Source organism: Rhizobium sp. GW821-FHT14E12 (assembly GCF_058803745.1).
In genome coordinates, this window is record NZ_JBXAPH010000006.1 from 1 (window position 1) to 25,648 (window position 25,648).

The window sequence follows — 25,648 nt, forward strand, 5'->3', positions numbered from 1 at the left end:
GCTTCCGGCAAACCAAAGATCGTCGCCATCGTCGCAACCATGCGAAAGCTTCTTACCATCCTCAATGCCATCATCCGGGATCAAAAACCATGGCAATCAGCTTGACCAACAAGACAGTCGCTCTCCCCGCAAGCGGGGAGAGGGAGTCTTATCCTTTAAACTTAGTGGCTTCATTGCTGAACACGATGCCCGCGCAAACACGGGAGCGCCCCCTCGCCCCGTCTACGGGGGGAGGGCTGGGGTGAGGGGCCAGGCATATAGGCGCGGCAAAGGCGAACATGCCTGACCTGTGCCCTAGACGCAGTTGAAGCGATCAATCCCGCTTCGGAATATTCAGGCCGCGCTGGCTCGCCGGGCGGGCAGTCGCGCGTTCAACCCAGTCCATGACCGAAGGGAAGCTTGCGAGCTCAAGAACCTCGCCGCCGCCGTAGAAGACGTCGACGCCGCGGACCCAGGGGAAGGTGGTGATGTCGGCGATGGTGTATTCGTCGCCCATGATCCACTGACGACCCTTCAGACGCTCTTCCAAAACGCTGAGCAGACGCTTGGCCTCATCGCGATAGCGTTCCACAGGATAGGAATTGTTGGCGACCTTGTCGGCGGCGAATTTGAAGAAGTGGCCGAACTGGCCGAACATCGGGCCGACGCCGCCCATCTGGAAGAACACCCATTGCAGCACTTCGTAGCGCCCGGCGGCATCCTTGGGCATGAGCTTGCCGGTCTTTTCGGCGAGATAGACGAGGATAGCGCCAGATTCGAACAGGCCGATCGGCTTACCGCCGGGACCGTTGGGATCGATGATCGCGGGAATGCGGCCGTTCGGGTTCAGCGAGATGAATTCCGGCGACTTCTGGTCGTTGGTGCCGAAGGAAACCAGATGCGGCTCATAGGGGAGTTCGAGTTCCTCAAGCGCGATCGAGACCTTGGCACCGTTCGGTGTCGGCAACGAATAGAACTGGATGATATCCGGATTGCTGGCGGGCCAGCGCTTCGTGATCGGAAATGAGGACAGATCGGCCATAAGGGGTTTCCTTCCGAAAATTATGATTTGGCAGTGAATTCGCGCCACCATAACCGATAGCGCATGGATGGGAAGAGTGATCGAACAGCGCCATTGTTCAATAATAGTGAACTAATCGTGCGCAGTTGTTTATCTTTCCAACCACAGCGAAATCGCGAATAGATGGTTCCAGAAATCGTCACTCACAGTGCCGACCACCCCTACTGGAGACCGTCATGTCCAACACCAATAATGTCATCATCCTCGTGGCGCGCATCCTGCTCGCCTTCATGTTCATCTTCGCTGGCTTCGGCAAGCTGACCGATCCGGCAGGCACCGCCGGCATGATCGCTGGCGCCGGCATGCCCGCCGCCACGTTGCTCACCTATCTCGCCGGCGCCTTCGAATTCATCACCGGCGTCTGCGTTCTCCTCGGCTTCCAGATCCGCATCGTCGGCTGGCTGCTCGCCGCCTTCTGCATCTTCACCGGTATCGTCTTCCACCTGCCGACCGTCAACGTTCCGGACTTCCCGGCCGCCGCCAATGGCTGGATCAACGGCCTGAACTTCGTCAACTTCCTGAAGAACGTCACCCTGGCCGGCGCCTACATCATGCTCGCCACCAACGGCCCGGGCGTCTACTCGCTCGACGCACGCCGCGGCGCCTACGCTACAGCCTGATTACCAGATACCTCCCAGACCTAAAAAGCCCGCCGTTTCCACGGCGGGCTTTTGTGTCTGTATCGATGAAACGAGGTTCGATCTTGAAGTGTGAGGCAATCGCAACTATCTTACTTCCGTCTTACACCAAGGATTCAGGCCGATGGCGCATGCCGAACAGATCATCACGACCGTCTCGACCAAGGGGCAGGTCATCCTGCCGAAAGCCATACGCCAGCGGCGGGAATGGGATACCGGGACGCGGCTGATCGTCGAGGAAACCGCGGACGGTGTGCTGTTGAAGCGGGCACCGGCCTTCGCCGCGACACGGCCGGATGAGGTATTCGGACTGTTGCCCTTCAAGGGTGAGCCGAAATCCCTCGAAGACATGGAGGCCGGTGTGCTGGCCGAAGCCCAACGCCGCCATGATCGCTATTGATACCAACCTGATCGTCCGCTACCTGACCGGCGATCATCCCGAGCAATCACCCCGTGCCCGTGGGATCGTCGATGGCGGGGCCGTATTCGTGGCCGCGACCGTCGTTCTGGAAGTCGAATGGGTACTGCGCAGTACATACGGCTATGGCTCGATCGATGTCGCCCGCGCGCTGAGAGCCTTCGGTGGTCTTCCCACCGTGACAGTGGAGGACGCCGCCCTTGTCGCGGCGGCGCTCGAATTGGCCGAAAAAGGGATGGATTTCGCCGACGCGCTGCATCTCGGTCGATCGGCGCATTGCGAGGGCTTCGTCACATTCGACCGGAAGCTGGTGAAAGTCGCCAAAGCGGCCGGCTATGAGAGCGTCAGGGAGGCGTGAGGGTGATGCAACGTATGCCCCGCGGACGCCCGCTATACGTCAGCCGGCTGCCCTTGTATAAGCATGGGAAGCTCAGTCGGAAGTAGACAAGCAACGACGTTACTCGTCAAACATCGTTGCTCTTTGGTCCCGCATTTTGCACCGCTGCAATGATCCGCTGGACCATAGGATCACCCTCGTGGCTCTCCTTACGCGCACGGACAAGGCAGGCCTCCGAGCGTAGGATGGTGCCGTCGGAGAGGATCTTCAGATGGTTCGCCTTCAGCGTCGAGCCGGTGGACGTGATGTCGACGATGATATCGGCCGAGCCGGAGGCCGGCGCGCCTTCGGTTGCCCCAAGGCTCTCGACGATGCGATAGAGCTGGATGCCGTGCTGGCTGGAGAAGAACTGTTGTGTCAGCCGCCAATATTTGGTGGCGACGGTCAGCCTGCGGCCGTGGCGGGTGCGGAAATCGGCGGCGACATCGCCGAGATCGGCCATGGTATCGACATCAAGCCAGATATCCGGCACGGCCACCACGACATCGGCATGGCCGAAGCCGAGGCGGGCGCAGAACTCGACGCGACGGTCGGCATCCGCCAAGCCTTCGCGCACCAGATCCTCGCCGGTGACGCCGAAATCGACACTGCCATTGCCGATCTCGCGCGAGATTTCCGAGGCTGACAGAAACGCCACCTCAACATCATCCCAGCCTTCGACACGACCGCGATAGGAGCGGTCATTGCCGACGGCGACGATGGGCATGCCGGCGCGGTCGAAGATCGCGGAGCAATCGTCCTTCATCCGGCCCTTGGAGGGAAGCGCAATGGTAATGGTCATCAGGCCGCCCTCGCGGTTTCGATCCGGTCGAGCCAAAGCGCGAAGCCGACGGCCGGAATATGGTCTTTTGCGCCGAGCAGCGTCAGCAGCCGGTCGAAACGGCCGCCGCCGACGAGCACCGCCGCCGATCCCTCCACCGTCACCTCGAAGACGAGGCCGGTATAATAATCGAGCGGGCGGCCGAAAGCGGCGCGATAGTCGATAAGCGCCGCATCGACGCCGGCATTGGCAAGAGCAGCGACGCGGGCGTCAAAGCGCTCAAGCGCCGTGCCCAGCTTCAGCCCGGCAGCATCGGCAAAGCCGGCCAGCGCCGAGGAGGCCTCGTCGAGCGGCACGCTCAGCGACAGGAATTCTTCCAGGACGCGGAAGGCCTCGTCATCGAGATGGGTTTCCGACAGGACCAGCTTTTCGCGCAGACGACGGGCAATTTCCAGCGGCGAGCGGCTGGCATTGGTGGAATAACCGGTCGCCTGCATGGTGCTGTCGATATGCATGACCAGCCCCTGCTCGTCGCGGCGCGCGAGAAAATCGAGCGCATGCGGATCGAGCCCGGTGACCGGCTGCGGGCTTGCCAGCCGCGCCAGCAGGGTTTCGAGCTGCATCATGTTGCCAAAAGCGTGGATCAGCCGCTTCTGCCAGCCGGACGGCAGGCCAAGCGCCTGGACGACGGCTTCGAAGACAGCCTGATCGCCCAGCGTCACCGACAACGCCGTGCCGGGCACCAGCCGGTTGAGAATGGCAATGGCATCGCCCACGGCACGGGCATCGGCGCTGGCGATATCGCGATCGCCAAGATCCTCGATCCCCGCCTGATAAAACTCATGGCCGCCTTCGCGGCGCTGGCGAAAGATCTCGCCAAGATAGGAATAACGCTTCGGCGTACCGGTGGCGGTCTCGATATGCTGCAGACAGACGGGAATGGTGAATTCCGGGCGCAGGCAGAGGCTGGCGCCGGTTTCGCTCTCAGTCATGAAGATGCGGCGGCGCAGGTCCTCGCCCGCCATGTCAAGAAACGGCTCGGCCGGCTGGATGATCGGCGTGTCGACCCGATCCGTCCTGCGGGCAGCAAATTCGGCGAGGAGATCGACGGCGAAATCGGGAAGATTGATTAGAGGCATGCGATCGCCTCTCTTCCTACCTTCTCCCCAGCGGGGAGAAGGTGCCCGACAGGGCGGATGAGGGGCCCGAGAAACGAAGTGACGAGGATCCTGAGCGGGAAGCGAAGGATAGCTTTCCCGAGCCGAGAGCCCCCCTCATCCGACCCTGCGGGCCACCTTCTCCCCGAGGGGAGAAGGGGCAAGCGAGATTGCTCGGCCCGGTCAGACATCGCCACTCGCCCTCTTGCGATCTTCCGCCTGCGCCGCCAAAATCGCCTGCACCTTGGCGACCAGATCGGCCTCGGGCACGGTCTCCTGCGCAACGCGGGCTTCGCGCCAGCTGGCATTGTCCTCGATTTCGCCGGAGAGGCGCTTGCCCTCGATCAGGTCCTTGAGCTGCACGACGCCCTCTGCGCGCTCGTCGCCACCCTGGATGATGGCGATCGGGCAGCCGCGGCGGTCGGCATATTTCAGCTGGTTGCCGAACTTCTTCCAGTTGCCCTGGAACATCTCGGCGCGAATGCCAGCGGCGCGCAGCTGTTGCGTAAAGCGCTGGTAACGACCCATGGCCTCGACATCGCCGTCCATGACGGTGACGAGTACGGGTTCGATCACCTCGTCCTGGCCGAGCTTGCCAAGGTTTTTCAAGGCCGTCATCAGGCGCGAAACGCCGATGGAGAAGCCCGTCGCCGGAACCGGCTGGCCCATGAAGCGCGAAACAAGCCCGTCATAGCGTCCGCCACCGCCAACCGAGCCGAAGACGACCTTTTCGCCCTTTTCGTTGGTGACGTCGAACTGCAGTTCGGCCTCATAGACCGGGCCGGTATAATATTCGAGGCCGCGAACGACGGAAGGATCGATCTTGATGCGGTCGGACTGATAGCCCGCGCTGGTGACGAGGCTGCCGATGAAATTCAATTCCTCGACGCCTTCGACGCCTTTGGACGTGCCGGCAACCAGCTCGGCGAGTTGGGCGGCACTTTCGGCATAATCCTTGATGCCGACAAAGAAGAGCACCTTGTCGATCTGCTCCGCATTGAGCCCGGCACCCTTGGTGAAATCGCCGGACTCATCCTTGCGGCCTGGCCCGAGCAGCAGCGCGACCCCTTCCGGACCGAACTTGTCGAGCTTGTCGATGGCGCGCAGCACGTTCAGGCGCTGGCCAGCCTTGTCGTCGCCGCCGAGACCGATGGCTTCCAGCACGCCGTCCAGAACCTTGCGGTTGTTGACGCGGACAACATAGTCGCCGCGCTTGATGCCGAGCGCTTCCAGCGTGTCGGCCATCATCATGCACATTTCAGCATCGGCCTGCACGCCGGGCGCGCCGACGGTATCTGCATCGAACTGCATGAACTGGCGGAAACGGCCCGGACCCGGCTTCTCGTTGCGGAAAACGTAACCGGCACGATAGGTGCGATACGGCAGCTGGATCTCGTTGAAATTCTCAGCGACATGACGGGCGAGCGGCGCTGTCAGGTCGTAGCGCAGCGACATCCATTGCTCGTCATCGTCCTGCAGCGAGAACACGCCCTCGTTCGGACGGTCGCTGTCGGGCAGGAACTTGCCGAGCGCATCGGTATATTCGAACAACGGCGTTTCGACGGGATCGAAACCATAATGCTCATAAACCGCCCGGATCTTAGCGGTCATCTCGTTGACGGCGCGAATATCGCTCGCCGAACGATCGACAAAGCCACGCGGCAGGCGGGCCTTGAGCTTTTGTGGTTTCTTCTGTTTGTCGCTCATTTGTTGGATAATCCGGTACGGGAACAGTGGCGGTTAACTAGCGGATTGGGCGAGATGCGGCAAGGATTGTTGTATGATGTCGTTCGACAAAACTGACGTTGACCGAAGATCAGGGATAGAAAAGTGGCGGCCTACGCAATCAGCCTGAAATGCACGAACGATACCGCGAACCCGGCTCTCGATCTCTGGCGCGAGGCAAGCCGCTTCGAAACCGTCCCATCGATGCAGGCTTTGAACTACCCACCGCATCTGACGCTCGCCATCTACGGAGACATCGCACCGGAACGACCCCTTGAGGCCGTGCGCAAGATCTTTCGCGACATGCCGATACTTTCGGTTGAATTTGCAGGCATCCACCATTTTCCAAATGAGACGCTGGTGCTCTGGGCACGCCCGGTCGATGACAGCGCCTTGCGCCGCATGCACGAGGCTATTCATCGGGAGATCGATCCGATGCTGTGTCATGAGCATTATCGTCCCGGCCATTGGCAACCGCATTGCACGATCGCCATGAGTATTCCGAAGGAGGCGGCGACGGCGGCGCTCAAATGGGCAGCCGAAACACCGGCACGATTTGCCGTGACGTTTGACATTGCCGATTGCATCGGATTTCCCCCTGTCGAAATCCTGGAAGAGGTCAAATTACGGCCTTGATACCGCGCCAAGATTGGCTCAGTGCAATTTGCACTTGCCTTTCACGGGTATGCACTTAGGGTTTGCCCATGCGCTTCTTCGCCACTCTGACAATGCTGATTGCCTGGCTGATCTACGGTACCATGCCCGCACTGGCGGCCTGTCCGATTTGCGATGCCGAGATGGCGATGCCGGCCGCTTCCAGCGTGAGTGTGCATAACGCCATGCCTGGCATGGCCACGGATCACGGCGCGAAGTCCCAGCATGCGGACAAGAAACCGGACAACCCCTGTGCCGGCGGCATGGCGCATGTGCCGTCCTGCGCCGCCTGTCTTGCCGTTGCGCCTTCGCTGACGCTGGATGACGGCCGTGTGCTGGCATTCTCCTACCCGGCACCCACGCATGGTCAACGGCTTGCCGACTCCCGCCCCGCGCCGACAGCGCCGCCTCCCCGCTTCGCCTGATACGCATCTGACTTCATCCCACTTGCGAAGCGACCCTTCGCCAGAAATTCAGAGACCGTTCCGAAACGGAAGGAACTCACATGTCTATTTCCAAATCCATCATCCTTGCCGGCGCTCTCGCGCTCACCTTCTCTATCCCCGCCATCGCCGAAGACATGAAAAGCATGGATATGAGCAAGCCGATGGGCGACCAGGGCGCGTCCAGCAAGGCGTTCAACGATGCCATGGGCAAGATGCACAGCAACATGATGATCACCTATAGCGGCGATGCCGACGCGGATTTCGCCCGAAGCATGATCCCACATCATCAGGGCGCCATCGACATGGCCAAGATCGAGCTCAAATACGGCAAGGATCCGGAACTGCGCAAACTGGCGGAAAACGTCATAAAGGCGCAGGAGGCCGAAATCAAAGGCATGAACGCCTGGCTGAAGAAGCACGGCAAATAAGCCGGATTGAAACAGAACGAGGGGCGGCATTTCGGCCGCCTCTCGTCGCGCCTAGATCTCGTCGGGTTTCGGGCGGTGAAACACCCGATCCAGCCATCCGGCAACCGCCCTGATCCTGACGGCATTGCGAAGTTCGGCATGAGTCAGCAGCCATACTTCCCGCACCGGCAAGCTCTTGTCGTCGGTTTCGACGCGATAAAGTCCCTCGACGCGCTCGACCAGAATTGTGGGCAATAACGCTCGGCCCAATCCAGCGACGGCGGCCTGAAGCAGGGCTTCCGCGTCGTTTACGGCGAGAGCGGCAGCGCCCGATTTTTCTGCCTGCGCGGCAATCCAGCGGGCATGCGGCAAATGCGTCATCCCCTCCTCATAGACCAGCCATGGCAGCTTTTCCGCATCGTCCTGTTTCCCGGCCGCGACGTAGATTGCGTAGTCAAGGCTCGCGATCCGCCGCGCCACGACCTTGCTGTTGGCCAAGTCAGCGGGCCTGGCAAGGCGGATCGCCATATCCGCCTCACGGCGGGTCAGGTTGAAGTTGCGGGCATCGCCGATGAGTTCCAGTTGCAGGCCGGAATGCTTTGACAGAAGCTCGGCCGTAGCCGGGATCAACAGGCGGCAGATGAAGGAAGGCGGCGCCGTCAGGCGCACTTTGCCGAGCGCCGTGATATCCGCCGCCTCCAGCGCCCCTGAGAGCGCCATGACCTCCGCCTCAACGGCCTCGGCCCGAGCCACGGCGATCTCACCTGCCGGTGTCGGCGTCATCACGCCGCCCGCATCGCGCTGAAAGAGCGCGGCACCGAGCCTTTCCTCCAATATCCGCAACCGCCGGCCGACCGTCGTCGCATCCGTCTTGATCTCCCGGCTCGCCGCCGCAAAGGAGCCACCCCGCGCCACGGCGAGGACATAACGCAGATCATTCCAGTCGATATCGTGCATTTTTGCAGCCTTCTTCGGCGAACTTACCGCATGCAATCACATTATTGCAGTCATAGGCTCCGAAGGTCCAGCAAGGAGGCTACAATGACGCTATTCGCTGTTTTGTTTGAAGACGATCGGCAACACGCCGCCGAGATACGGCAGAAATATCTGGAACGTCATTTCGACTTCCTGCAGGCGAATGCGGCCCGCATCAAGACGGCAGGGCCACTCAGCCGGCCGGGCGATGCGTTTGCAGGCGGCCTGTGGCTTGTCGAGGCGAATGATGCCGCAGAGGTCGACCGGCTGGTGAAAGAGGATCCGTTCTGGTCAGCCGGGCTCCGGAAATCGGTGCAAATCCTGGTCTGGAACCGGGTCTTTGCCGACGGCGCCCGTCTGCCGCGACAACAAATACCGCCGCCTTCCGTCACTCCATGACCTGCGGCAGCCGGGCCGCGAGCAGATCGATGACCGCGCGGGTCTTGAGCGGCAGGTGCGGCGTCTGCGGCCAGACGGCATAGGCGTGGAAGGTCAGGCCGGACATATCCGTCAGCACGGGGGCAAGATTGCCGGCGAGCACCTGACCTCGTATCAGCCAGCAGGGTAGCAACGCGGCTCCCATCCCAGCGGCGGCGGCATCGGCCATCACTTCGAGATCGTCGAACCGCAATCGCGTCTTCGGCATATATTCGATGTCGACGCCATCGGCCTGCGGGAAGGTCCAGATCTTTACCTCGCCTGCGCGGGCATAGGCGATGAGATCATGGTCCTCAAGATCCGCGATCGCCTGCGGTGTCCCACGCTTTGCGAGATAGGCGGGCGATGCGCAGACCACCATGCGGTGCCGCGCCACTCTGCGCGTCGCCAGCCCGGCACTATCCCGCAGCGGACCGTTGCGGATGGCGAGATCGAAGCCCTCATCCAAGAGATCGACAACACGGTCGCTGAAGGAAAGATCGAGTTCGAGGTTCGGATGGGCGCGGGCAAGCTCCATCAGCAACGGCGCGATACAGCGGCGGCCAAAGAGCACCGGCATCGAGATGCGCAGACGTCCCGCCACCTCACGCTTGCCGGATTCCAGCATCGCCTCGCCCGACTGTATCTCGTCCAGCGCCCGGCGGCAGCGCTCGTAGAAGACCTGGCCCTCGTCCGTCAGGCTTTGCGTGCGGGTGGTGCGGTGAAAGAGCCGGACGCTCAGGCGTCTCTCGAGCTTGGCGATGGTCTTGCCGATCGCCGAGCGTGACAGGTTCATGCGGGCCGCTGCCGCTGAAAAGCCGCCTGCTTCCACCGCCTCCACGAATTCCGGAATGCCGTTGAGCATGTCATTCATCGCTATTGTTTCCAAAGAGGAACCAGTCAGTGGAAATCATATCGCCACTGGCGACCTCAGCGCAACGATATAGTGGTCTCCGTACTTTCAATTTCTCGCAGGAGATCATTATGACGAAGACCATGCGACGCTGGACACTGGACACCTTCGGCGTCAATGCCCCTCTCAGCCTCACCGAGACCGAAGTCCCCTCGCCCGCCCGCGGCGAAGTTCTTGTGCAGACCAAGGCGGTTTCGCTGAACTATCGCGACAAGCTGATGCGGGAAAGCGGCATGGGACTGCCCATCCAGTTCCCCTTTGTGCCCGCTTCCGACATGGCAGGCATCGTGGAAGCGGTTGGCGAAGGGGTAACGCGGTTTGCACCCGGCGACCGGGTTATCTCCACCTTCCACCCCGGCTGGATAGACGACAAGCCGCCCGGTGATGCACGCAATCTGCCCTATCAGACGCTAGGCGGCTTTTACCCCGGTGTGCTTGCCGAATATGTCGCCTTTCCCGAAGATTGGTTCGTCGCCGCGCCGACAAGCATCGACGACGGCGAGGCCAGCACCTTGCCCTGCGCCGGCCTGACGGCCTGGTTCGCACTGGTGGAACGCGGCAAGATCAAGCCGGGCGACACCGTGCTGGTGCAGGGAACCGGCGGGGTATCGATGTTCGGGTTGCAGATCGCGACGGCGCAAGGTGCCGAGGTCTTCGTGACCTCCTCCGGCCCCGAAAAGCTGGCGCGGGCAAAGGCGCTCGGCGCCCGCCATGGCATCGATCGCAACGCCGAGGATTGGGTGGAGGCGGTCTATCGCCTCACCAATGATCGCGGCATCGACCATATCTTCGAAATCGCCGGCGGGTCACATCTCGGCCAATCGCTGAAAGCAGTGGCCGTGCATGGTCGGATCTCGGTTATCGGCGTGCTTGAAGGATTTGACCTATCGGGACCCGCTGGACCGGTATTGCTGAAATCTCCGATCATTCAGGGCATCTCCGTCGGCCATCGGCGTGCGCTGGAGGATTTCGTCCGCGCTGTCGACCGTATCGGCCTGAAGCCGGTTATCGATCATCGCTACGCCTTCTCCGAGGTTCCCGCCGCCTTCGACCATCTCGATCGCGGTGCCTTCGGCAAGATTGTCATCGAGTTTTGACGACAGCCGAGCCGCCGTCAGGCAGACGGCGGCTCGGTTTCTGCATAAATCAAGCCTTCGGTTCGAAAGGCTGCGGAATGCGCGCAGCTCCCTGGCGGGCGAGCATCCAGCCGGGATATTCCGCAGCAAGCGCGCTGACTTCGTCCAGCTTGGCGATATCCTCGGCGTCGAGCTTCAGCTTGACGGCGGCGAGGTTCTGGTCGAGCTGATCCAGACGCTTGGCGCCGATGATGATGCTGGTAACGAAGGGTTTTGCCAGGATCCAGGCGAGCGCCACGGTGGCGACGCTGGCGCCGTGTTTCTCGGCCACTTCGCGCATGGCGGCGACGCAGGCCCAGGCGCGATCCTTGTCGACCGGCGGGAAATCGAAACTGGCGCGGCGGCCTTCGCCATTACCCGCAGCACCAGGGCCGAACTTGCCGGAGAGGAGACCGCCGGCAAGCGGTGACCAGACCATAAGACCAAGCTTTTCCTCCGCCATCAGCGGCACGATCTCACGCTCGAGATCACGGCCGGCGATGGAGTAGTAGGCCTGCACCGTCTCGAAGCGGGCAAAGCCGCGGCGTTCGGAAATGCCGAGCGCCTTGGCAATGCGCCAGGCCTGCCAGTTGGACACGCCGACATAGCGCACCAGCCCGCGCGAGACGAGATCGTCGAGCGCGCGCAGGGTCTCATCGATCGGCGTGACCGTATCCGTGGCATGGATCTGGTAGAGGTCGATATGGTCGGTCTGCAGCCGCTCGAGGCTGGCCTGGACCGAATCCATGATATGGCCGCGCGAGGCGCCGCGATCGTTGGGCTTGTCGCCCATGACGCCATAGACCTTGGTGGCGATGACGACGTCCTTCCGCTGCACGCCGACATTTTTCAGCGCCTGGCCGAGCAGCTTTTCCGAATTGCCGAAGGAATAGACGTCGGCGGTGTCGATGAAGTTGACACCGGCGGCGAGCGAGTTTTCAACGATCTTGTCGGCCAGTGCCTGGTCGACATCGGCGATGGCGCCCCAGTTGCTGTTGGGATTGGCTTCGCCGAAGGTCATGGTGCCGAGGCAGAGTTCGGAGACGAATAGACCGGTATTGCCGAGCTGGTTATAACGCATCTGAGAAAATTCCCTTGTGGTCCGCCGGAAGGCGGCTTCCGGCCGGTGAATCCTGATCTCTTGGCTATTGGCCTCGGCATGACAGCCACTCATCCGTGCTGTCTTGGGGAGGTCCGGAGATGATCGTCGAGGGGCGGTCACGCCGCTACCTGGACGATATCGACATAATGCACCGGAATCCGATTTCAACGCGAGACCCGGCGCCGATCACAATGCGGTTACCTCAGCTTTGCTCTTGCCTCCCTATCAGCGCGCGATAGAATCCCGCCTTCATCCAATCCGCAAGGACGGACAGGCCTATGCCGCAACGCCCGCTGACCACCATCGGCTTCGACGCCGACGACACGCTCTGGCAGAATGAACAATTCTACCGGCTCACCGAACGGCAGTTCACCGAGCTGCTCGCCGACCATGCCGAGAGCGAGAACATTTCCCAAAAACTGCTGGAAGCCGAAAAGCGCAATCTGAACCACTATGGCTTCGGCATCAAAGGCTTCACGCTTTCGATGATCGAGACGGCGATCGAGATCACCAAGGGCGAGGTGCCGGCAACGGTGATCGCGCAAATCCTCGATATCGGCCGCGATCTGCTTTCCCATCCCGTCGAAACGCTTCCCGATGTCCGAGGGACACTGGAAACTCTTTCAGGCAACTATCTGCTGGTGCTGATCACCAAGGGCGATCTGTTCGACCAGGAGCGCAAGCTTGCGCAATCCGGCCTCGGCGATCTCTTCGACGCCGTCGAAATCGTCTCCGACAAGAACGCCTCCACCTATCGCCGCATCTTCTCCAAGGTCGGCGACGGGCCGGAACGGGCGATGATGGTCGGCAATTCGCTCAAATCCGACATCGTGCCCGCGCTTGCCGCCGGCAGCTACGGCGTCTTCATTCCGCATGAGCTCACCTGGATCTTCGAACATGTCGAGGAACCGACGCAGGCGCCGCGCTTCCACAAGATCGGATATCTTGGGGAGCTGCACGGCATCATCGAGGGATTAACCTGAAAGCTTCACTGTCCCTGCTTTGATCTCGGCGGGAACAGCATCGGCCCTTGGTCGACGGGCTTGTCCTGCTGCTGCGTGGCGGGCGGATTGGGATCGATGAGGATCTCATAGGGTGCGCCGAGGCCGCGACGGCGGGTGACTCGGGAGTAATAGGGCTTGATCAGCCATGTCGTATCTTCATTGACGGTGACGTCGGCGGTCATGCCGTCTTCGTCGGTGCCGAAGAAGGATTCGTCATCATTCGAGGAGAGATCGAAGATCGCCATGAAGGCGTATTTGCTCTTCGAGCTGAAGGTAACGCGGACGTGCTGGCCCTTCTTCAGCGGCAGCGTATAGACCTTGCCCTTGCCGAATTTCGTCCAGCCGGTGAGCTTCTCCAGCACGGCGGGGAAGCCAAGCTTTTCCACCGTCTCGCCACGATCGAGCTGCGGTAGCTGGAGCTGCTGCTCGTCACCGTTCGTGCTGTTGCCGCTCTGGCTAGCCTGTGCATGGGCCACATGCCCGACCGGCAGGGAGAAGGCGAGCAGGGAGAAGGCAAGAACCAGGCGTCTCATGGCCGCACCAATGCGCTGCGCATCGCCTCCACCTCTTTCCGGCAATAGCAGCCCTCGATGTGATCGTTGACAAGGCCCATGGCCTGCATGAAGGCATAGACCGTGGTCGGGCCGACGAAGGTCCAGCCGCGCTTCTTCAGATCCTTGGAGATACGCACGGAGACCGGCGTCGTCGGATTGGCGGCGATGGTCGCATAGTCGACCAAGGCGGGACGCTCCGCAGCCGTCGGTTCGAAACCCCAGAAATAGCGGGCGAGCGAGCCGAATTCGGCGCGCAACTCGATGGCGCGGCGGGCATTGTTGATGGTCGAGACGATCTTGCCGCGATGGCGGATGATGCCGGCATCGGCCACGCAGCGCTCGATATCGGCATCGCCGAACGTCGCCACCTTGTCGAAATCGAAACCGGCGAAGGCGGCGCGGAAATTCTCGCGCTTGCGCAGGATCGTCAGCCAGGAAAGGCCCGACTGAAAGCCCTCCAGGCAGATCTTCTCGAACAGCCTGATATCGTCGATGACGGGCCTGCCCCATTCCTGATCGTGATAGCGCTGATATTCCGGCAGATTGCCGTGCCAGGCGCAGCGGTCCTTGCCGTCCTCACCGGTGATGATGCCCGTTCCGGCCATAGTCGTGCTTCGTCCCCTATGTCAGAGCGTGATCGCGAAAACAGCCAAACAGCTATCGGATAAGATCAGGCCAATCAAATACTTAAGATCGAAAGGACGATTCGAAGGCAAATCATCTCGATTCAGGGTTTACCATTTGCAAACCGTCTTTCCAAACCAAGTCGTAACCCTGACAAAAGGTTTATCGGTTTCGCGGCATTTTAATGAACAGCCATTTACCATTCGCTGGCGCGCAAATGTCACCATATTCGGGACCGGGCGCAATTACGCCCATCCTCGGCCCATTTGTAGAGAGTTTGTCCGATGATGAGACAATGCATTTTATTTGCCGCGGGCGCCTTGAGCCTGTTGGCCTCCAGCGCTTTCGCCGATGATCGCTACCAGTCGCGCCCGCCCGTCATCGTCAGCCCTGACCTCACCGCCCCCTGGGTGATGCAGCTCGGCGGCGGCAATGTGCAGCCGGCCGTCTATCCGGTTCGCCCGGCGGCGCGGCAGATGGCCAATCCGCAGGCGCAGCGCGCGATCCAGCCGCGCGGCCTGTTCGCACGCCCCGCCGTCCAGCAGGTGGCCGTCGTTAGGCCGCAATATCCGGCAATCCGTGGCCAGCTCGATCCGCAATTCCTGCCGCAGGTGGTCGATTACCAGACCAAGGAAAAGCCGGGCACCATCGTCATCGACACCAACAATCGCTTCCTCTACCTGGTGATGGATGGCGGCCAGGCGCGGCGCTATGGCGTCGGCGTCGGCAAGCCCGGTTTCGAATGGGCCGGCGCCCACACAGTTACCCGCAAGCAGGAATGGCCGGACTGGACGCCGCCGCGCGAAATGGTGGCGCGCGAAGCCGCCAAGGGTCACTATCTGCCGGCGCGCATGGATGGCGGCGAAGCCAATCCGCTCGGCGCCCGCGCCATGTATCTCGGCTCGACCCTCTACCGCATCCACGGCACCAATGCCCCTTGGAGCATCGGCAGCGCCGTATCCTCCGGCTGCATCCGCCTGCGCAATGAAGATGTCATCGATCTCTACAACCGGGTGAAGGTCGGGACTCGGGTTATCGTCATGTGATGGGCATAGAGATTGCTGCAAATGCGGAGTTGATCTCGTCCTTGGCGGGCGAGATAGGTCTTGGCGTCCACAGCAAAGATATCTTCCATTATTGAGCACTATAGCATCCCAACGATAACCTCTCCCTCGTCAGAATAGGCAGCCGCTCCAGCGGCGTGGTCTTTATCATACGCAATTTGATCTTGATCCTCTCCCGCGTTTCGCTAGTTTCTTGACTGGTAAACGGAGAGGGGAATCACGGATGAAATCAATACTACCGGTCGTGGCGGCGGCGGGCATCGCCGTGTCGTGTCTCGCGGCAGCGTCGGATGCCGCAGCCTTCACAGCCTCTGCACCCCATGTCGCACAGGCACTGCCCAGCAACGTGATCCGCGTATCGACCGCGCCGCAGGGGCAGGTCAAGCCGCAGTTCCAGCGGCGAATGGTGCGGCTGAGGACCAATGAGGCACCGGGAACGGTCATCGTCGATACCAACAACAAATTTCTCTATCTCGTCGAGGGCGACAACCGGGCGCGGCGCTACGGCATTGGTGTCGGTCGTGACGGCTTCGGATGGTCGGGGGTCGTCAAGGTCGGCCGCAAGGCGGAATGGCCTGGCTGGACGCCGCCGCCGGAAATGATCGCTCGCGAGGCCAAGAAGGGCCATAAGTTGCCGGCCTATCAGGAAGGCGGCGAGGATAATCCGCTCGGCGCCCGCGCCATGTATCTCTATCGCGGCGGCAGCGACACCGCATTCCGTATCCATGGCACCAACCAGCCCTGGAGCATCGGGCTCAACATGTCGTCCGGCTGCATTCGCATGATGAACAAGGACGTCACCGATCTCTATGATCGCGTCCCCATCGGCACCAAGGTCATCGTCGTCGGCCCCGGCAACAAGCAGGGCGAAGTCAGCTATGAGGATCGTGGCGTCGACATTCTGCGGACGATGTTCGGCGGGTAATTTAGCGAAGGAGTGGTCGCATACCAGTGCGGCCATCCTACTGTTGCGCAGGTGTAACATCCTCAAACTTATCTCCCGAGAGGGTGGCGAAGCGGCCGTTTCCTTTCAGTTTGATGTCAGTTTTCGCGCCTAAGCCGACGCAAGCCACAGCGCGCCACAATAGAACTGTCACAGAAGCACGCTTAGATGGCGGCATCCACATCCGGGGGCTTCATATGCGTCGTGCATTCCGCATCAAACAGCCGGCTGTTGCCGCGCTTGCGCTTTCAGCTTTTGTCTTCGCCGCCAACTCCGCTTCGGCGGAAATGCAGTTTTCAGCCTATGGCGGTATCCAGGGCGCGACCGGCAGCAACGTCAAGACGTCGGACGGTGCCAATTTCGATCCCGACTGGTCGGGAAAATCCTTCAAGATGCCGCCCTATTTCGGCTTTCGAGGCATCTTCTGGCTCGACGATTTCAACAAGTCGAATTGGGGTATCTCGCTGGATTACACCCATGCCAAGGTCTACGGCAATCTCGGCAATACGCCCGGCTGGTCGCATTTCGAGTTCACCGACGGCCTGAACATGCTGACGCTGAACGCGCTCTACCGTTTCCAGGATCCGAGCCGCAAATGGACGCCCTATGTCGGCCTCGGCGCCGGCATCAACGTGCCGCATGTCGAAGTCACCCGCGCCTCTGGCCGGACCTTCGATTACCAGTTCGGCGGCGCGTCCCTGCAGGCACAGGCCGGCGTCAGCTACCAGATCAGCCAGCACTGGGCGACCTTTGTCGAATATAAGGGCAACTACAATTTCGTCGACAATGTCTCGATCGACAGCGGCGATACGCTGAAGACCAAGGTCTTCACCAACGCCATCAATTTCGGTGTGTCGTTCAATTTCTAGAAAATTTAACCACGCGCCCTGCCGGACCCCCAAAGCGATTCCCGCCTGGGGGTTCCTGTGCTAAGCAATGGCGCATGAGCTTTTCCTACTACCGATGCGACTGGATCCATCCGGAAAACGATGAACCGGTCATGATCTATTACGAGGTCGACGACGCGGGCGTCGTTCCCCGGCTGATCGACGTGTTCGCCGATGGACGTCGGCAATGCATGTCTGTCACCGATTTTTCCGGGCAGAAATACAAGACGGCCAGCATCACCAGCCTGGTAGAAGGCTCATTCTATGACGGTGTCGCCGGCCTGCTCGACGGCACCTTCTTCGAAGAGGGGCAAGATCGCATCAGTCTGACCGCCATCGGCGCCGATATCTTCGAGATGGAATGGCAATCACACCGGCCGTCTTCGTCGCACTAGATATTTTAGGCGGCGACCGGCTCTAGGCCCTTCAGTTTTGCTGGCATCTCTCCGCCATAGGCCCAGTCCAGCAATTCGACCGTGTGCAGGATCGGTATGCCCGTTCCCGTCGCGATCTGCGTGATGCATCCGATATTGCCGGTGGCGATGACATCGGCCTTCGTCGCCTCGAGATTTTTGACCTTGCGCGCCTTCAGCTCGGCGGAGATTTCCGACTGCATGATGTTGTAGGTGCCGGCCGAGCCGCAGCAGAGATGCCCTTCCGCCGGCTCGCGCACGGTGAAGCCCGCCGTCTTCAACAGCAGTTTCGGCGCCATGGTGATCTTCTGGCCATGCTGTAGCGAGCAGGCGGAATGATAGGCGACGGTGATGCCGCGCGGCATGTGCGTCGGCAGGTCGAGACCCGACAGATATTCGGTGATATCCTTGGCAAGCGCCGAGATCTTTGCGGCCTTGTCCGCATAGGCCGGATCGAGGCGGAGCTTGTGGCCATAATCCTTGATCGTCGTGCCGCAGCCGGAGGTCGTCACGATGATGGCATCGAGCCCACCGGCCTCGACCTCGCGCATCCAGACATCGACATTGGCGCGCACGCTCGCCAGCGCCTGCTCCTCGCGGCCCATATGATGCACCAGCGAGCCGCAGCAACTCTCGCCCTGCGGTACCACCACTTCGACGCCGAGGCGGGTCAGGAGCCGGATGGTCGCCTCGTTGATGGCAGGATCGAGCACCGGCTGGGCGCAGCCCGTCAGGATCGCCACCCGCCCGCGCCGTTCCGCCTGCGGCTGATGCCGCCCGGGCTTGGCAAATGGTGACGGCGCCGGGATGGATCGCGGCGCGAGATCGAGCATGGCAGCAAAGGGTTTCAGGGCCGGAATGCGTCTCATCAGACCCTTGAACGGCCGGGCCAGGCGCGCAAGGTTGAGCGCCAGACGGAAACGGCCGGGATAGGGCAGCACCGCCGCCAGCATGTTGCGCGTCAGGCGCTCGAGCAAAGGCCGCTTATAGGTTTCCTCAATATGGGCGCGGGCGTGGTCGATCAGATGCATGTAGTCGACGCCGGAGGGACAGGTGGTGACGCAAGCAAGGCAGGACAGACAGCGGTCGATATGCGTCACCACTTCGGCGTCGGCCGCCCGGCCGTTTTCCAGCATATCCTTGATCAGATAGATGCGGCCGCGCGGGCTGTCGAGCTCGTTGCCAAGCGTCACATAGGTCGGACAGGTGGCGGTGCAGAAGCCGCAATGCACGCATTTGCGCAGGATCGCCTCGGATTCGGCGACATGCGGATCGGCAAGCTGGGCAAGGGTGAAATTGGTTTGCATCAGGCAGTTTTCCCCATCACGCCATCTTCCCCGGATTAAAGATCCCGGCCGGATCGAACTTTTCCTTCACGCGCGCCGACAACAGCGCCACGGCCTCCGGCTGTGGCTGGAAAGCCGGTGTCGTCGCACGAGCGGCCGGCGTGGCGCGCAGCAAGGTGGCGTGGCCGCCGCCGAGGGCGTGGATATACCGGCGGACGAGATCGCCTTCGGGCTCCGATTCCATTCGCATCCAGACGAGACCACCCTGCCAGTCGTAATAGGCATCGACGCCGGCATCGAGGCGAAGGGCTGCGACGAGCTGATGGCCGATGCTCGGGGCGACGGAAACGCGCCAGACAGGGCGCATCGTGCCGTCTGCATAAGGTTTTACATCGCGGATCTCGCGCCAGAGCCTGCGGCTGTCCGCCTCGGCAAGCCGCGTCACCGGGCCGAGCCGCCCCATGGCGGCGGCCAGTTTTTCGGCCCTAACCGAAACCGAGCCGGCCAGGCCCTCGATGCGCAGCACGGTCGCCTCACCTTCCGGCAGCTTGCCGTCGAGAAAGGTCCAGCGGACGGTCAGCGGCAGATGCGCGGCGCCCGATATGTCGAGCGGCAGTGCCATGACCGCAGCCATGGCATTTGCCGCCTCGGCATCGTTGAGGCCGGAAACGACGATCGTCTCCTCGGTCTTCGGTCGCGGCGGCACGCGGAAGGTCACCTCGGTCAAAAGCCCGAGTGTGCCGTGCGAACCGGCCATCAGCTTGACCAGATCGAGGCCGGTGACGTTCTTCATCACTCGCCCGCCGGCCTTGACGATCTCACCCTTGCCATTGACGAAACGGACGCCGAGCAGGCTGTCGCGCGCAGCACCGCTGATGAAACGGCGAGAACCGGAGACATTGGCGGCAAAGACGCCGCCGATCGTCGGCTCGCCCTCGGTCGCCATCAATGGCCGGTGATCCATCGGCTCGAAGGCCATCATTTGGCCGCTCTCGGCAAGCGCTGCCTCGACTTCGGCAACGGGCGTTCCCGCCCGTACGGTCATCACCATCTCGCCCGGATTATAGGCGACGATGCCGGTAAGTCCCTGCGAACATAATGCCGCGTCAGTGGCGACGGCATTGCCGAAGCCGGAGCGTGTGTTGCCGCCGATGACCGCAAGAGCCGCACCCCGGGTTGCATGGTCACGAATGATAGCTGCGGCCTCGTCTTCCGTCTTCGGCAGAAAGTCGCTCATGCTGCGTTACGCCCGTCCAGCGGGAAGACCTTGGAGGGGTTCAGGATCCAGCCAGGATCGAAGGCGGCGCGCACCGACATCATCTGTGCCAGATCAACCTCTGCATATTGGTGCCGCATCAGATCACGCTTCTCGATACCAACGCCATGTTCGCCCGTCAGGCAGCCGCCGGCGTCGACACAGAGCCGGAGGATATCGTTGCCTGCCGCTTCGGCCTTGGCGGCGTCTTCGGGGTCGTTGGCATTGAACAGGATCAGCGGATGCATGTTGCCATCGCCGGCATGGAAGACATTGGCGACACGCAGGCCGTAATGGTCGATAATCTCTGTGGTCTTCTGCAGAACGTAAGAGAGCTGGCTGAGCGGCACGGTGCCATCCATGCAGATATAGTCGGCGATGCGGCCGGTGGCGCCGAAAGCCGATTTACGGCCCTTCCAGATCAGTGCAGCCTCCGTTGCCGACTGACATTCGCGCACCGTCTTGACCTTGTGGGCGCGGGCGATGTCGACGATGCTTTTCAGCATGTCGTCCATCTCGGCTTCCGAGCCCTCGACCTCGACGATCAACAGCGCGCCGACGTCGAGCGGATAGCCGGCATGGGCAAAGGCCTCGCAGATCTCGATCGCCTGCTTGTCCATGAATTCGATAGCGACCGGAACGATGCCGGCGGCGATGACATCGGCCACGCAGGCGCCCGCCTGCTCCGAGGTATCGAAGCCGAATAGCACCGGCCGCGCGCCTTCCGGCTTGGCGATCAGCCGCACCGTCGCTTCCGTGACGATGCCGAGCTGGCCTTCCGAGCCGCAGACCAGACCGAGCAGGTCATAGCCCGCCGCATCCAGCGCCTTGCCGCCAAGATCGATCACCGTGCCGTCAGTCAGCACCAGCTTGACGCCGAGCAGATTGTTGGTGGTGACACCGTATTTCAGGCAGTGTGCGCCGCCAGAGTTCATGCCGATATTACCGCCGATGGTGCAGGCAAGCTGCGAGCTTGGATCGGGCGCGTAGAAGAAACCGTCGGCCGAGACGTTTTCGGAAATATTCAGATTGGTGACGCCAGCCTGCACCGTCGCCGAGCGATTAGCGAAATCCACGTCGAGAATGCGGTTCATTTTCGAAAGACCGAGCACGACGGCATCTTCCTGCGGAATGGCACCGCCGGACAGCGATGTGCCGGCACCGCGCGGCACGACGGGAATGCCGTAGCGGTGACAGTATTTCATCACTGCGGCGACCTCCGCCGTCGAGCGCGGCAGGGCGACGGCAAGCGGCATACGGCGATAGGAGACAAAAGCGTCCGTCTCGAAGGGCATCAGCTCGCGCGGCTCGTGAATCAGGCATTCCGGGGCAAGAAGATCGGCAAGATCGGCGACGATCTCGTTGCGGCGAGCCAGGACATCCGCACGCGGCGCCAGAAATGAAATGGCCTCGGCCATGGCGTTCTCCTCCTGCATCCAAATCGGGATACAGCCTCTTTCTAACGCCATATCACGGTTATCACTTTCCCGAAATCGGCGTAAATGATAAGCATTTATGCCAAAATAGGAACAAGTTGTGCCATGACCAATCTCGGGGATCTCGAAATCTTCGCCAGCGTCGTTGCGACGGGCAGCATGTCGCTCGCCGGCCGCGCGCTCGGCTTCTCGCCCGCCGTCATTTCCAAGCGCATCAAGCGGCTGGAGGACAGGCTCGGCACACGGCTTTTGCAGCGCACGACGCGGCAGATTTCGCTGACGGAGGCAGGCCAGGGCTTTTACGACCGGGTGCTCGCCATCCTTGCGGGGCTGGAGGAGGCCGAAGCCTATATTGGCGGCCGCTCGGCGCAGATGCAGGGCACGCTGAAGATTTCCGCCCCCACCTCCTTCGGCCGTCTGCATATCGCCCCGCATCTGAAAACCTTCATGCAGGCGCATCCGGATCTGGCGATCAACCTCATCCTGACCGACGAATTCACCGATATCGTCGGCGGTGGCTACGATCTTGCCATCCGCATTGCCGAGCTCACCGATTCCAGTCTCGTTGCCCGGCGCCTGGCGCCGGTGCGCCGCCTGCTCTGCGCCTCGCCCGCCTATGTCGCCGCGCATGGCATGCCCGAGAATATCGACGACCTGCGCCGCCACATATGCCTGCCGGCGCACAATCACGATCCATGGCGGCTGGATGGGCCGAAGGGCGCCCTGACCTTCCGGCCGGAGGGCAGGCTGATCACCAATTCCAGCGAGGTCATCCGCGAGGCCGTCATTGCCGGCCTCGGCATCGCGTTGCGCTCCACCTGGGATATCGGCCCCGAACTGAAGGACGGCCGCCTCGTACAGGTACTGCCCGCGTATGAGGGCTCGCACAATGTCACGCTCTCGGCCGTCTATCCCAGCCGCCAGTTCCTGCCGGCTAAGGTGCGGGTCTTCATCGACTTCCTAGCGGAACTTTATGGGCCGGTGCCCTATTGGGAGCGATAGGGCACCACTACCGCGCCAAATCGAGAAAGGCCGACGCCACCATGGCGTCGATATCCGCGGGCACGGGCATCACACAGGCTTCCTTGCCAAGTCCGCCCTTTGCCACGCGTTCCAGGCAGCGGGCTTGCAGCGCGAAGCCGAGATCCATGGATTCGACAGTATTGCCGAGGGGACGCGGGCCGGCGAGGTTGGCCATGTGGCCGGCGCCGAGGATGTGGAAAGCCCGTCCATCCCGCATGCGGATGGTCTCGATATGCTCGGCCTCGTAGCGATCGACGCCGGCGACATCCGGACTGTCCCGGAAGGCTTCGACATCGATCTCATGCGGGAAATGACCGCCGTTCATCAGGATCGCGCCATCCTTGATCAGCGATAGATCGGCTGCGGTTATGATCGCGGGATAGCCTGTGACGGTGATCAGGATATCGGCGGAGCGGATCGCCTCCTCACGCAGCGGCGTGACAAAGCCATCGAGATGCGCTTCCAGCGTTGTCACCGGATCGATATCGACCACGCTGACAGCGGAAAAAGCGTTGCGGAAGCAGGCAGCCGTTCCCTTGCCGCATGCGCCGTAGCCGAAGACGGTGACGCGCTTGCCATTGGTCGAACGGTTGGTGAAGCGCAGATAGCTCTCGAACAAGCTCTGGCCGACGCCATGCTTGTTTTCGGCAAATTGCTTGATCGGGCTGTCATTGATGACGAGGATCGGCATGGCCAGCTTGTCGCGCATCGGCAGCAATCGGGTGCGGCCCGATGTCGTCTCCTCAGTGCCCCCTAAGAGGTTCGCATAGGGGCGCTCGGCGGCGCGCGCGAAGAGATCGCCGCCATTGTCGAGCAGCAGGTCCGGTTTCTCCGCCACGATGGCGTCGAGGCTGGCACCATGCTCATCGGCGTCGGTGGTCTGGGTGGCAAAGACTGTCACGCCCTGCGCACGCAGATAGTCTACGGTTTCCGGCTGGGTGCTGTTGAGATTGCCGGTGCAGACAAGGTGGGCGCCGCCGGCGCGCAATGTCATCAACAACGCTACCGTCTTCGGCTCGAGATGAATGCCGGTGCCGATCGTCAGGCCGGCAAAGGGTCGGGTCTCACGGAATTCCGCTGCCGTGGCCGCAAGCAGCCGGCAGCTCCGGCCAACCCAGTCGATACGGGAAAGAGAGGAAGGTTGGTCCATCATGCGCTCCTGGCAATGGTCTGTCATGCTTCGATCTCTCACGGAGAACCGCAGACTGTCGATGGACATTCGAATGAACGATAGGGCAGAAAATCTGCCATGCTCGTTTGCCGGTATTCTTAGGTCTCGCCGGGATCGTCACGCACGGACTGACCCCGCCCGCACCAGCCATTCCACCAATCCCACAAGCGCCGCATCTTTCGCATCGCCGCTGCGGACGCTGAGGCTGTATCCCGCCGGTCTGCGGATGAAGCCATAGGGTGCCGTCAATGTGCCGCGTTCGATGTCTTCGCCGACGGCCGTGCGTGGGGCGATGGCAACGCCGACACCGGAGCGGGCGGCGCCGATCGCCAAAAGCAGGTCTTCGAACTCACGATTTCGCGCGAAGCGGATGGGCGCCCGGCCGCTTTCGGCAAACCAATCGTCCCAAAGACGCGGCGCCGAACGGCTGGTCAGGGCGACAGCGCCGGCAAGGGCCTCCACGCCGGTGACAAGGCCCAGGCGTATCGCAAGGTCAGGGGTCGCGACCGGGCCGAATTCATCCTCCAGGAAACGAATGGCGGTGATGTCCGACGCCGGCCGATATTCGCCGCCCATGATCACCGCGTCGAGACCGGGATGGCGCGCCAGGGGCTCGACTGTCGTCATGGGGATAATGTCTATATCGATATCGGGAAGGGAGGCCTGCAGATCGGCGACGCGCGGCATCAGCCACCAGATAGCGAAAGCGGAGGGGACGCCAAGACGAATAGTGCGCCGATCGTCCGTCGTGAGCGCGCCCGAAGCCCGCGTCAGAATGCCAAAGGCGACACCGACGGCATCGGCAAAGGCCCTGCCCTTCTCCGTCAACACCAGGCGCCGGCCATCGCGCCGGAACAAGGCAATGCCGAAATGGCTCTCCAAGATGGCCAACTGCTGACGCACGGCCCCCCGCACGACACCGAGTTCGGCCGCCGCCTGCAATATGCTACCGCGACGAGCAACGGCATCGAAGGCGCGTAGCGCGTTCAGCGGCGGGAGGCGTTGCGACGAGGAGTGTTCGGACATAACGAAGATTTATCTTGTTTTCCAGCATGATAGGAAGAGCCGACGAGCAACTGCACCATCTGCGGCATGTAAACCGCATCTGATGTCGCTTACAGCACAGTCACTGGCGAATATCAGAGGCCGAATCAGTTCGTTTTTTTCTACTGAACACTCAATAAAGGTGTGGGGAAGCACCATATGAATTCATAGGCAATGCATAATTTTTCCACACAATGCTAATATGTATTCGATTCTCAACTCAAGCTCTTTATGGTGATCCGACCCTTGGCCATTCTTACCCGTATTGCAAATGATGTGCAGCTCATGTTTCGGCGCCCGCCGCGACAGCAATATGCCGCGCTCTGCTATCGGGTGAAGAAGAAGACGGGGGAGTTGGAGGTGCTGTTGCTGACCAGCCGCGACACCGGCCGCTGGGTCATTCCCAAGGGCTGGCCGATGCCGGGCAAGCTGTCGCATGAAGTGGCGGCCCGCGAAGCTTATGAAGAAGCCGGCGTGCATGGGACGGTGGAAACCGAGCCGCTCGGCGCGTTCAGCTACGACAAGGTCCTGAAGGACGGCATCCAGGTGGCCTGCCGGGTCCAGGTCTATGCGCTTGAAGTCAGCAATCTCGCCAAGAACTTCAAGGAAAAGGGCGAGCGCTCGATCGAGTGGGCGTCCTGCGATGAAGCCGCCAAGCGTGTCCGCGAACCGGAACTGCGCGACATCATCCTTGCTTTCCAGCAACGGATGACGGCAATGCCTGCCACAGCGCAGTCAAAGTAAGCTGCTAGATAGTCTC

General features: G+C 61.6%; 29 protein-coding genes and 1 pseudogene. 16 read left to right on the forward strand and 14 right to left on the reverse strand.

Going from position 1 to position 25,648, the window contains the following annotated elements; translation table 11 throughout:
• A pseudogene (locus AC1RO0_RS21010) lies at positions 1-105 on the forward strand (IS110 family transposase); the annotation flags it as partial.
• Between the two features lie 208 nt (positions 106-313).
• Here the strand turns inward: AC1RO0_RS21010 and AC1RO0_RS21015 are convergent.
• Complete coding sequence (locus AC1RO0_RS21015) at positions 314-1,021, reverse strand: glutathione binding-like protein (RefSeq protein ID WP_498594733.1); 708 nt, start codon at positions 1,019-1,021, stop codon at positions 314-316.
• Between the two features lie 215 nt (positions 1,022-1,236).
• Here AC1RO0_RS21015 and AC1RO0_RS21020 point away from each other — a divergent pair, with 215 nt between their 5' ends.
• The 3 genes from AC1RO0_RS21020 (at position 1,237) to AC1RO0_RS21030 (ending at position 2,474) form a co-directional block, all read left to right on the forward strand.
• Entirely contained in the window at positions 1,237-1,680 is a 444-nt protein-coding gene (locus AC1RO0_RS21020) for a DoxX family protein (RefSeq protein WP_498594734.1), read from the forward strand.
• Positions 1,681-1,822: 142 nt separating this feature from the next.
• Complete coding sequence (locus AC1RO0_RS21025; protein ID WP_371110706.1) at positions 1,823-2,098, forward strand: AbrB/MazE/SpoVT family DNA-binding domain-containing protein; 276 nt, start codon at positions 1,823-1,825, stop codon at positions 2,096-2,098.
• Complete coding sequence (locus AC1RO0_RS21030) at positions 2,085-2,474, forward strand: type II toxin-antitoxin system VapC family toxin (RefSeq protein WP_498594735.1); 390 nt, start codon at positions 2,085-2,087, stop codon at positions 2,472-2,474. The genes AC1RO0_RS21025 and AC1RO0_RS21030 overlap by 14 nt, the downstream gene beginning before the upstream one ends.
• A 106-nt stretch (positions 2,475-2,580) precedes the next feature.
• Here AC1RO0_RS21030 and hisG read toward each other — a convergent pair whose 3' ends face one another.
• From hisG to hisS, 3 genes are all read right to left on the reverse strand, one after another.
• Positions 2,581-3,294: an ATP phosphoribosyltransferase gene (hisG, locus tag AC1RO0_RS21035; protein ID WP_498594736.1), complete on the reverse strand. Its 714-nt coding sequence runs from the start codon at positions 3,292-3,294 to the stop codon at positions 2,581-2,583.
• A complete protein-coding gene (locus AC1RO0_RS21040; protein WP_498594737.1) occupies positions 3,294-4,412 on the reverse strand; it encodes an ATP phosphoribosyltransferase regulatory subunit in 1,119 nt (372 codons plus the stop codon). Before AC1RO0_RS21040 ends, hisG begins: the two co-directional genes overlap by 1 nt.
• Before the next feature lie 201 nt (positions 4,413-4,613).
• The gene (hisS, locus tag AC1RO0_RS21045; RefSeq protein ID WP_498594738.1) at positions 4,614-6,137 is read right to left on the reverse strand and encodes a histidine--tRNA ligase; all 1,524 of its coding nucleotides are present in this window, start codon (positions 6,135-6,137) and stop codon (positions 4,614-4,616) included.
• A gap of 123 nt (positions 6,138-6,260) precedes the next feature.
• Here hisS and AC1RO0_RS21050 point away from each other — a divergent pair, with 123 nt between their 5' ends.
• The 3 genes from AC1RO0_RS21050 to copM all read left to right on the forward strand — a co-directional run bounded on the left by AC1RO0_RS21050 (position 6,261) and on the right by copM (position 7,683).
• The gene (locus tag AC1RO0_RS21050) at positions 6,261-6,791 is read left to right on the forward strand and encodes a 2'-5' RNA ligase family protein (RefSeq protein ID WP_498594739.1); all 531 of its coding nucleotides are present in this window, start codon (positions 6,261-6,263) and stop codon (positions 6,789-6,791) included.
• A gap of 68 nt (positions 6,792-6,859) precedes the next feature.
• Positions 6,860-7,234 (forward strand): hypothetical protein, encoded by a 375-nt coding sequence (locus tag AC1RO0_RS21055; protein ID WP_498594740.1) that lies wholly within the window; start codon positions 6,860-6,862, stop codon positions 7,232-7,234.
• A gap of 80 nt (positions 7,235-7,314) precedes the next feature.
• Complete coding sequence (copM, locus tag AC1RO0_RS21060; RefSeq protein WP_498594741.1) at positions 7,315-7,683, forward strand: CopM family metallochaperone; 369 nt, start codon at positions 7,315-7,317, stop codon at positions 7,681-7,683.
• Between the two features lie 51 nt (positions 7,684-7,734).
• On the opposite strand, the gene AC1RO0_RS21065 is transcribed toward copM, so the two are convergent.
• Positions 7,735-8,619, reverse strand: a complete 885-nt coding sequence (locus AC1RO0_RS21065; RefSeq protein ID WP_498594742.1) for a LysR family transcriptional regulator — start codon at positions 8,617-8,619, stop codon at positions 7,735-7,737.
• Between the two features lie 84 nt (positions 8,620-8,703).
• On the opposite strand from AC1RO0_RS21065, the gene AC1RO0_RS21070 reads away from it, so the two are divergent.
• Positions 8,704-9,036, forward strand: a complete 333-nt coding sequence (locus tag AC1RO0_RS21070) for a YciI family protein (protein WP_498594743.1) — start codon at positions 8,704-8,706, stop codon at positions 9,034-9,036.
• On the opposite strand, the gene AC1RO0_RS21075 is transcribed toward AC1RO0_RS21070, so the two are convergent.
• Positions 9,026-9,928: a LysR family transcriptional regulator gene (locus tag AC1RO0_RS21075; protein WP_498594744.1), complete on the reverse strand. Its 903-nt coding sequence runs from the start codon at positions 9,926-9,928 to the stop codon at positions 9,026-9,028. The two genes, AC1RO0_RS21070 and AC1RO0_RS21075, sit on opposite strands and share 11 nt — an antisense overlap.
• Before the next feature lie 110 nt (positions 9,929-10,038).
• Here AC1RO0_RS21075 and AC1RO0_RS21080 point away from each other — a divergent pair, with 110 nt between their 5' ends.
• Positions 10,039-11,064 (forward strand): zinc-dependent alcohol dehydrogenase family protein, encoded by a 1,026-nt coding sequence (locus AC1RO0_RS21080; protein ID WP_498594745.1) that lies wholly within the window; start codon positions 10,039-10,041, stop codon positions 11,062-11,064.
• A gap of 49 nt (positions 11,065-11,113) precedes the next feature.
• Here AC1RO0_RS21080 and AC1RO0_RS21085 read toward each other — a convergent pair whose 3' ends face one another.
• Entirely contained in the window at positions 11,114-12,163 is a 1,050-nt protein-coding gene (locus tag AC1RO0_RS21085) for an aldo/keto reductase (protein WP_498594746.1), read from the reverse strand.
• A 299-nt stretch (positions 12,164-12,462) separates the two neighbouring features.
• Here AC1RO0_RS21085 and AC1RO0_RS21090 point away from each other — a divergent pair, with 299 nt between their 5' ends.
• Positions 12,463-13,167 carry an HAD family hydrolase gene (locus AC1RO0_RS21090; protein WP_498594747.1) on the forward strand — a complete coding sequence of 235 codons (705 nt, stop codon included), beginning with the start codon at positions 12,463-12,465 and terminating at the stop codon, positions 13,165-13,167.
• Between the two features lie 5 nt (positions 13,168-13,172).
• On the opposite strand, the gene AC1RO0_RS21095 is transcribed toward AC1RO0_RS21090, so the two are convergent.
• Together AC1RO0_RS21095 and AC1RO0_RS21100 are read right to left on the reverse strand one after the other, a co-directional pair.
• Complete coding sequence (locus tag AC1RO0_RS21095) at positions 13,173-13,721, reverse strand: hypothetical protein (RefSeq protein ID WP_498594748.1); 549 nt, start codon at positions 13,719-13,721, stop codon at positions 13,173-13,175.
• Complete coding sequence (locus tag AC1RO0_RS21100) at positions 13,718-14,347, reverse strand: DNA-3-methyladenine glycosylase I (protein WP_498594749.1); 630 nt, start codon at positions 14,345-14,347, stop codon at positions 13,718-13,720. The genes AC1RO0_RS21095 and AC1RO0_RS21100 overlap by 4 nt, the downstream gene beginning before the upstream one ends.
• 303 nt (positions 14,348-14,650) lie before the next feature.
• Here AC1RO0_RS21100 and AC1RO0_RS21105 point away from each other — a divergent pair, with 303 nt between their 5' ends.
• The 4 genes from AC1RO0_RS21105 to AC1RO0_RS21120 all read left to right on the forward strand — a co-directional run bounded on the left by AC1RO0_RS21105 (position 14,651) and on the right by AC1RO0_RS21120 (position 17,655).
• Positions 14,651-15,412, forward strand: a complete 762-nt coding sequence (locus AC1RO0_RS21105) for a L,D-transpeptidase (RefSeq protein ID WP_498594750.1) — start codon at positions 14,651-14,653, stop codon at positions 15,410-15,412.
• A gap of 241 nt (positions 15,413-15,653) precedes the next feature.
• The gene (locus AC1RO0_RS21110) at positions 15,654-16,355 is read left to right on the forward strand and encodes a L,D-transpeptidase (RefSeq protein ID WP_498594751.1); all 702 of its coding nucleotides are present in this window, start codon (positions 15,654-15,656) and stop codon (positions 16,353-16,355) included.
• Between the two features lie 215 nt (positions 16,356-16,570).
• The gene (locus AC1RO0_RS21115) at positions 16,571-17,242 is read left to right on the forward strand and encodes an outer membrane protein (RefSeq protein WP_498594752.1); all 672 of its coding nucleotides are present in this window, start codon (positions 16,571-16,573) and stop codon (positions 17,240-17,242) included.
• A 74-nt stretch (positions 17,243-17,316) separates the two neighbouring features.
• Positions 17,317-17,655: a DUF6881 domain-containing protein gene (locus AC1RO0_RS21120; protein WP_498594753.1), complete on the forward strand. Its 339-nt coding sequence runs from the start codon at positions 17,317-17,319 to the stop codon at positions 17,653-17,655.
• Positions 17,656-17,660: 5 nt separating this feature from the next.
• Here the strand turns inward: AC1RO0_RS21120 and glcF are convergent, their stop codons facing one another.
• From glcF to AC1RO0_RS21135, 3 genes are read right to left on the reverse strand one after another with little or no spacing between them, the layout of a single operon-like run.
• Entirely contained in the window at positions 17,661-18,980 is a 1,320-nt protein-coding gene (gene glcF, locus AC1RO0_RS21125) for a glycolate oxidase subunit GlcF (protein WP_498594754.1), read from the reverse strand.
• Between the two features lie 16 nt (positions 18,981-18,996).
• Positions 18,997-20,196 (reverse strand): FAD-binding protein, encoded by a 1,200-nt coding sequence (locus tag AC1RO0_RS21130; protein WP_498594755.1) that lies wholly within the window; start codon positions 20,194-20,196, stop codon positions 18,997-18,999.
• The gene (locus AC1RO0_RS21135) at positions 20,193-21,632 is read right to left on the reverse strand and encodes an FAD-binding oxidoreductase (protein WP_498594756.1); all 1,440 of its coding nucleotides are present in this window, start codon (positions 21,630-21,632) and stop codon (positions 20,193-20,195) included. Before AC1RO0_RS21135 ends, AC1RO0_RS21130 begins: the two co-directional genes overlap by 4 nt.
• Before the next feature lie 123 nt (positions 21,633-21,755).
• On the opposite strand from AC1RO0_RS21135, the gene AC1RO0_RS21140 reads away from it, so the two are divergent.
• Positions 21,756-22,652: a LysR family transcriptional regulator gene (locus tag AC1RO0_RS21140; protein ID WP_153366613.1), complete on the forward strand. Its 897-nt coding sequence runs from the start codon at positions 21,756-21,758 to the stop codon at positions 22,650-22,652.
• A gap of 7 nt (positions 22,653-22,659) precedes the next feature.
• Here the strand turns inward: AC1RO0_RS21140 and AC1RO0_RS21145 are convergent, their stop codons facing one another.
• The gene (locus tag AC1RO0_RS21145) at positions 22,660-23,823 is read right to left on the reverse strand and encodes an adenosylhomocysteinase (RefSeq protein ID WP_498595000.1); all 1,164 of its coding nucleotides are present in this window, start codon (positions 23,821-23,823) and stop codon (positions 22,660-22,662) included.
• A gap of 138 nt (positions 23,824-23,961) precedes the next feature.
• Positions 23,962-24,870 carry a LysR substrate-binding domain-containing protein gene (locus tag AC1RO0_RS21150; protein ID WP_498594757.1) on the reverse strand — a complete coding sequence of 303 codons (909 nt, stop codon included), beginning with the start codon at positions 24,868-24,870 and terminating at the stop codon, positions 23,962-23,964.
• 249 nt (positions 24,871-25,119) lie between these two features.
• Between AC1RO0_RS21150 and AC1RO0_RS21155 the strand changes: the two genes are divergently transcribed.
• Positions 25,120-25,632, forward strand: coding sequence for an NUDIX hydrolase (locus AC1RO0_RS21155; protein WP_498594758.1), 513 nt, complete (start codon positions 25,120-25,122; stop codon positions 25,630-25,632).
• The last annotated feature ends 16 nt before the right edge of the window (positions 25,633-25,648 follow it).

What these genes read in the sequence shown, in the direction of transcription:
- AC1RO0_RS21015 (WP_498594733.1), bottom strand. Translation starts at nt 1,021, where the DNA reads ATGGCCGATCTGTCCTCATTTCCGATCACGAAGCGCTGGCCCGCCAGC.
- AC1RO0_RS21020 (WP_498594734.1), top strand. Translation starts at nt 1,237, where the DNA reads ATGTCCAACACCAATAATGTCATCATCCTCGTGGCGCGCATCCTGCTC.
- AC1RO0_RS21025 (WP_371110706.1), top strand. Translation starts at nt 1,823, where the DNA reads ATGGCGCATGCCGAACAGATCATCACGACCGTCTCGACCAAGGGGCAG.
- AC1RO0_RS21030 (WP_498594735.1), top strand. Translation starts at nt 2,085, where the DNA reads ATGATCGCTATTGATACCAACCTGATCGTCCGCTACCTGACCGGCGAT.
- hisG (WP_498594736.1), bottom strand. Translation starts at nt 3,294, where the DNA reads ATGACCATTACCATTGCGCTTCCCTCCAAGGGCCGGATGAAGGACGAT.
- AC1RO0_RS21040 (WP_498594737.1), bottom strand. Translation starts at nt 4,412, where the DNA reads ATGCCTCTAATCAATCTTCCCGATTTCGCCGTCGATCTCCTCGCCGAA.
- hisS (WP_498594738.1), bottom strand. Translation starts at nt 6,137, where the DNA reads ATGAGCGACAAACAGAAGAAACCACAAAAGCTCAAGGCCCGCCTGCCG.
- AC1RO0_RS21055 (WP_498594740.1), top strand. Translation starts at nt 6,860, where the DNA reads ATGCGCTTCTTCGCCACTCTGACAATGCTGATTGCCTGGCTGATCTAC.
- copM (WP_498594741.1), top strand. Translation starts at nt 7,315, where the DNA reads ATGTCTATTTCCAAATCCATCATCCTTGCCGGCGCTCTCGCGCTCACC.
- AC1RO0_RS21065 (WP_498594742.1), bottom strand. Translation starts at nt 8,619, where the DNA reads ATGCACGATATCGACTGGAATGATCTGCGTTATGTCCTCGCCGTGGCG.
- AC1RO0_RS21070 (WP_498594743.1), top strand. Translation starts at nt 8,704, where the DNA reads ATGACGCTATTCGCTGTTTTGTTTGAAGACGATCGGCAACACGCCGCC.
- AC1RO0_RS21075 (WP_498594744.1), bottom strand. Translation starts at nt 9,928, where the DNA reads ATGAATGACATGCTCAACGGCATTCCGGAATTCGTGGAGGCGGTGGAA.
- AC1RO0_RS21080 (WP_498594745.1), top strand. Translation starts at nt 10,039, where the DNA reads ATGACGAAGACCATGCGACGCTGGACACTGGACACCTTCGGCGTCAAT.
- AC1RO0_RS21085 (WP_498594746.1), bottom strand. Translation starts at nt 12,163, where the DNA reads ATGCGTTATAACCAGCTCGGCAATACCGGTCTATTCGTCTCCGAACTC.
- AC1RO0_RS21090 (WP_498594747.1), top strand. Translation starts at nt 12,463, where the DNA reads ATGCCGCAACGCCCGCTGACCACCATCGGCTTCGACGCCGACGACACG.
- AC1RO0_RS21095 (WP_498594748.1), bottom strand. Translation starts at nt 13,721, where the DNA reads ATGAGACGCCTGGTTCTTGCCTTCTCCCTGCTCGCCTTCTCCCTGCCG.
- AC1RO0_RS21100 (WP_498594749.1), bottom strand. Translation starts at nt 14,347, where the DNA reads ATGGCCGGAACGGGCATCATCACCGGTGAGGACGGCAAGGACCGCTGC.
- AC1RO0_RS21105 (WP_498594750.1), top strand. Translation starts at nt 14,651, where the DNA reads ATGATGAGACAATGCATTTTATTTGCCGCGGGCGCCTTGAGCCTGTTG.
- AC1RO0_RS21110 (WP_498594751.1), top strand. Translation starts at nt 15,654, where the DNA reads ATGAAATCAATACTACCGGTCGTGGCGGCGGCGGGCATCGCCGTGTCG.
- AC1RO0_RS21115 (WP_498594752.1), top strand. Translation starts at nt 16,571, where the DNA reads ATGCGTCGTGCATTCCGCATCAAACAGCCGGCTGTTGCCGCGCTTGCG.
- AC1RO0_RS21120 (WP_498594753.1), top strand. Translation starts at nt 17,317, where the DNA reads ATGAGCTTTTCCTACTACCGATGCGACTGGATCCATCCGGAAAACGAT.
- glcF (WP_498594754.1), bottom strand. Translation starts at nt 18,980, where the DNA reads ATGCAAACCAATTTCACCCTTGCCCAGCTTGCCGATCCGCATGTCGCC.
- AC1RO0_RS21130 (WP_498594755.1), bottom strand. Translation starts at nt 20,196, where the DNA reads ATGAGCGACTTTCTGCCGAAGACGGAAGACGAGGCCGCAGCTATCATT.
- AC1RO0_RS21135 (WP_498594756.1), bottom strand. Translation starts at nt 21,632, where the DNA reads ATGGCCGAGGCCATTTCATTTCTGGCGCCGCGTGCGGATGTCCTGGCT.
- AC1RO0_RS21140 (WP_153366613.1), top strand. Translation starts at nt 21,756, where the DNA reads ATGACCAATCTCGGGGATCTCGAAATCTTCGCCAGCGTCGTTGCGACG.
- AC1RO0_RS21145 (WP_498595000.1), bottom strand. Translation starts at nt 23,823, where the DNA reads ATGGACCAACCTTCCTCTCTTTCCCGTATCGACTGGGTTGGCCGGAGC.
- AC1RO0_RS21150 (WP_498594757.1), bottom strand. Translation starts at nt 24,870, where the DNA reads ATGTCCGAACACTCCTCGTCGCAACGCCTCCCGCCGCTGAACGCGCTA.
- AC1RO0_RS21155 (WP_498594758.1), top strand. Translation starts at nt 25,120, where the DNA reads ATGGTGATCCGACCCTTGGCCATTCTTACCCGTATTGCAAATGATGTG.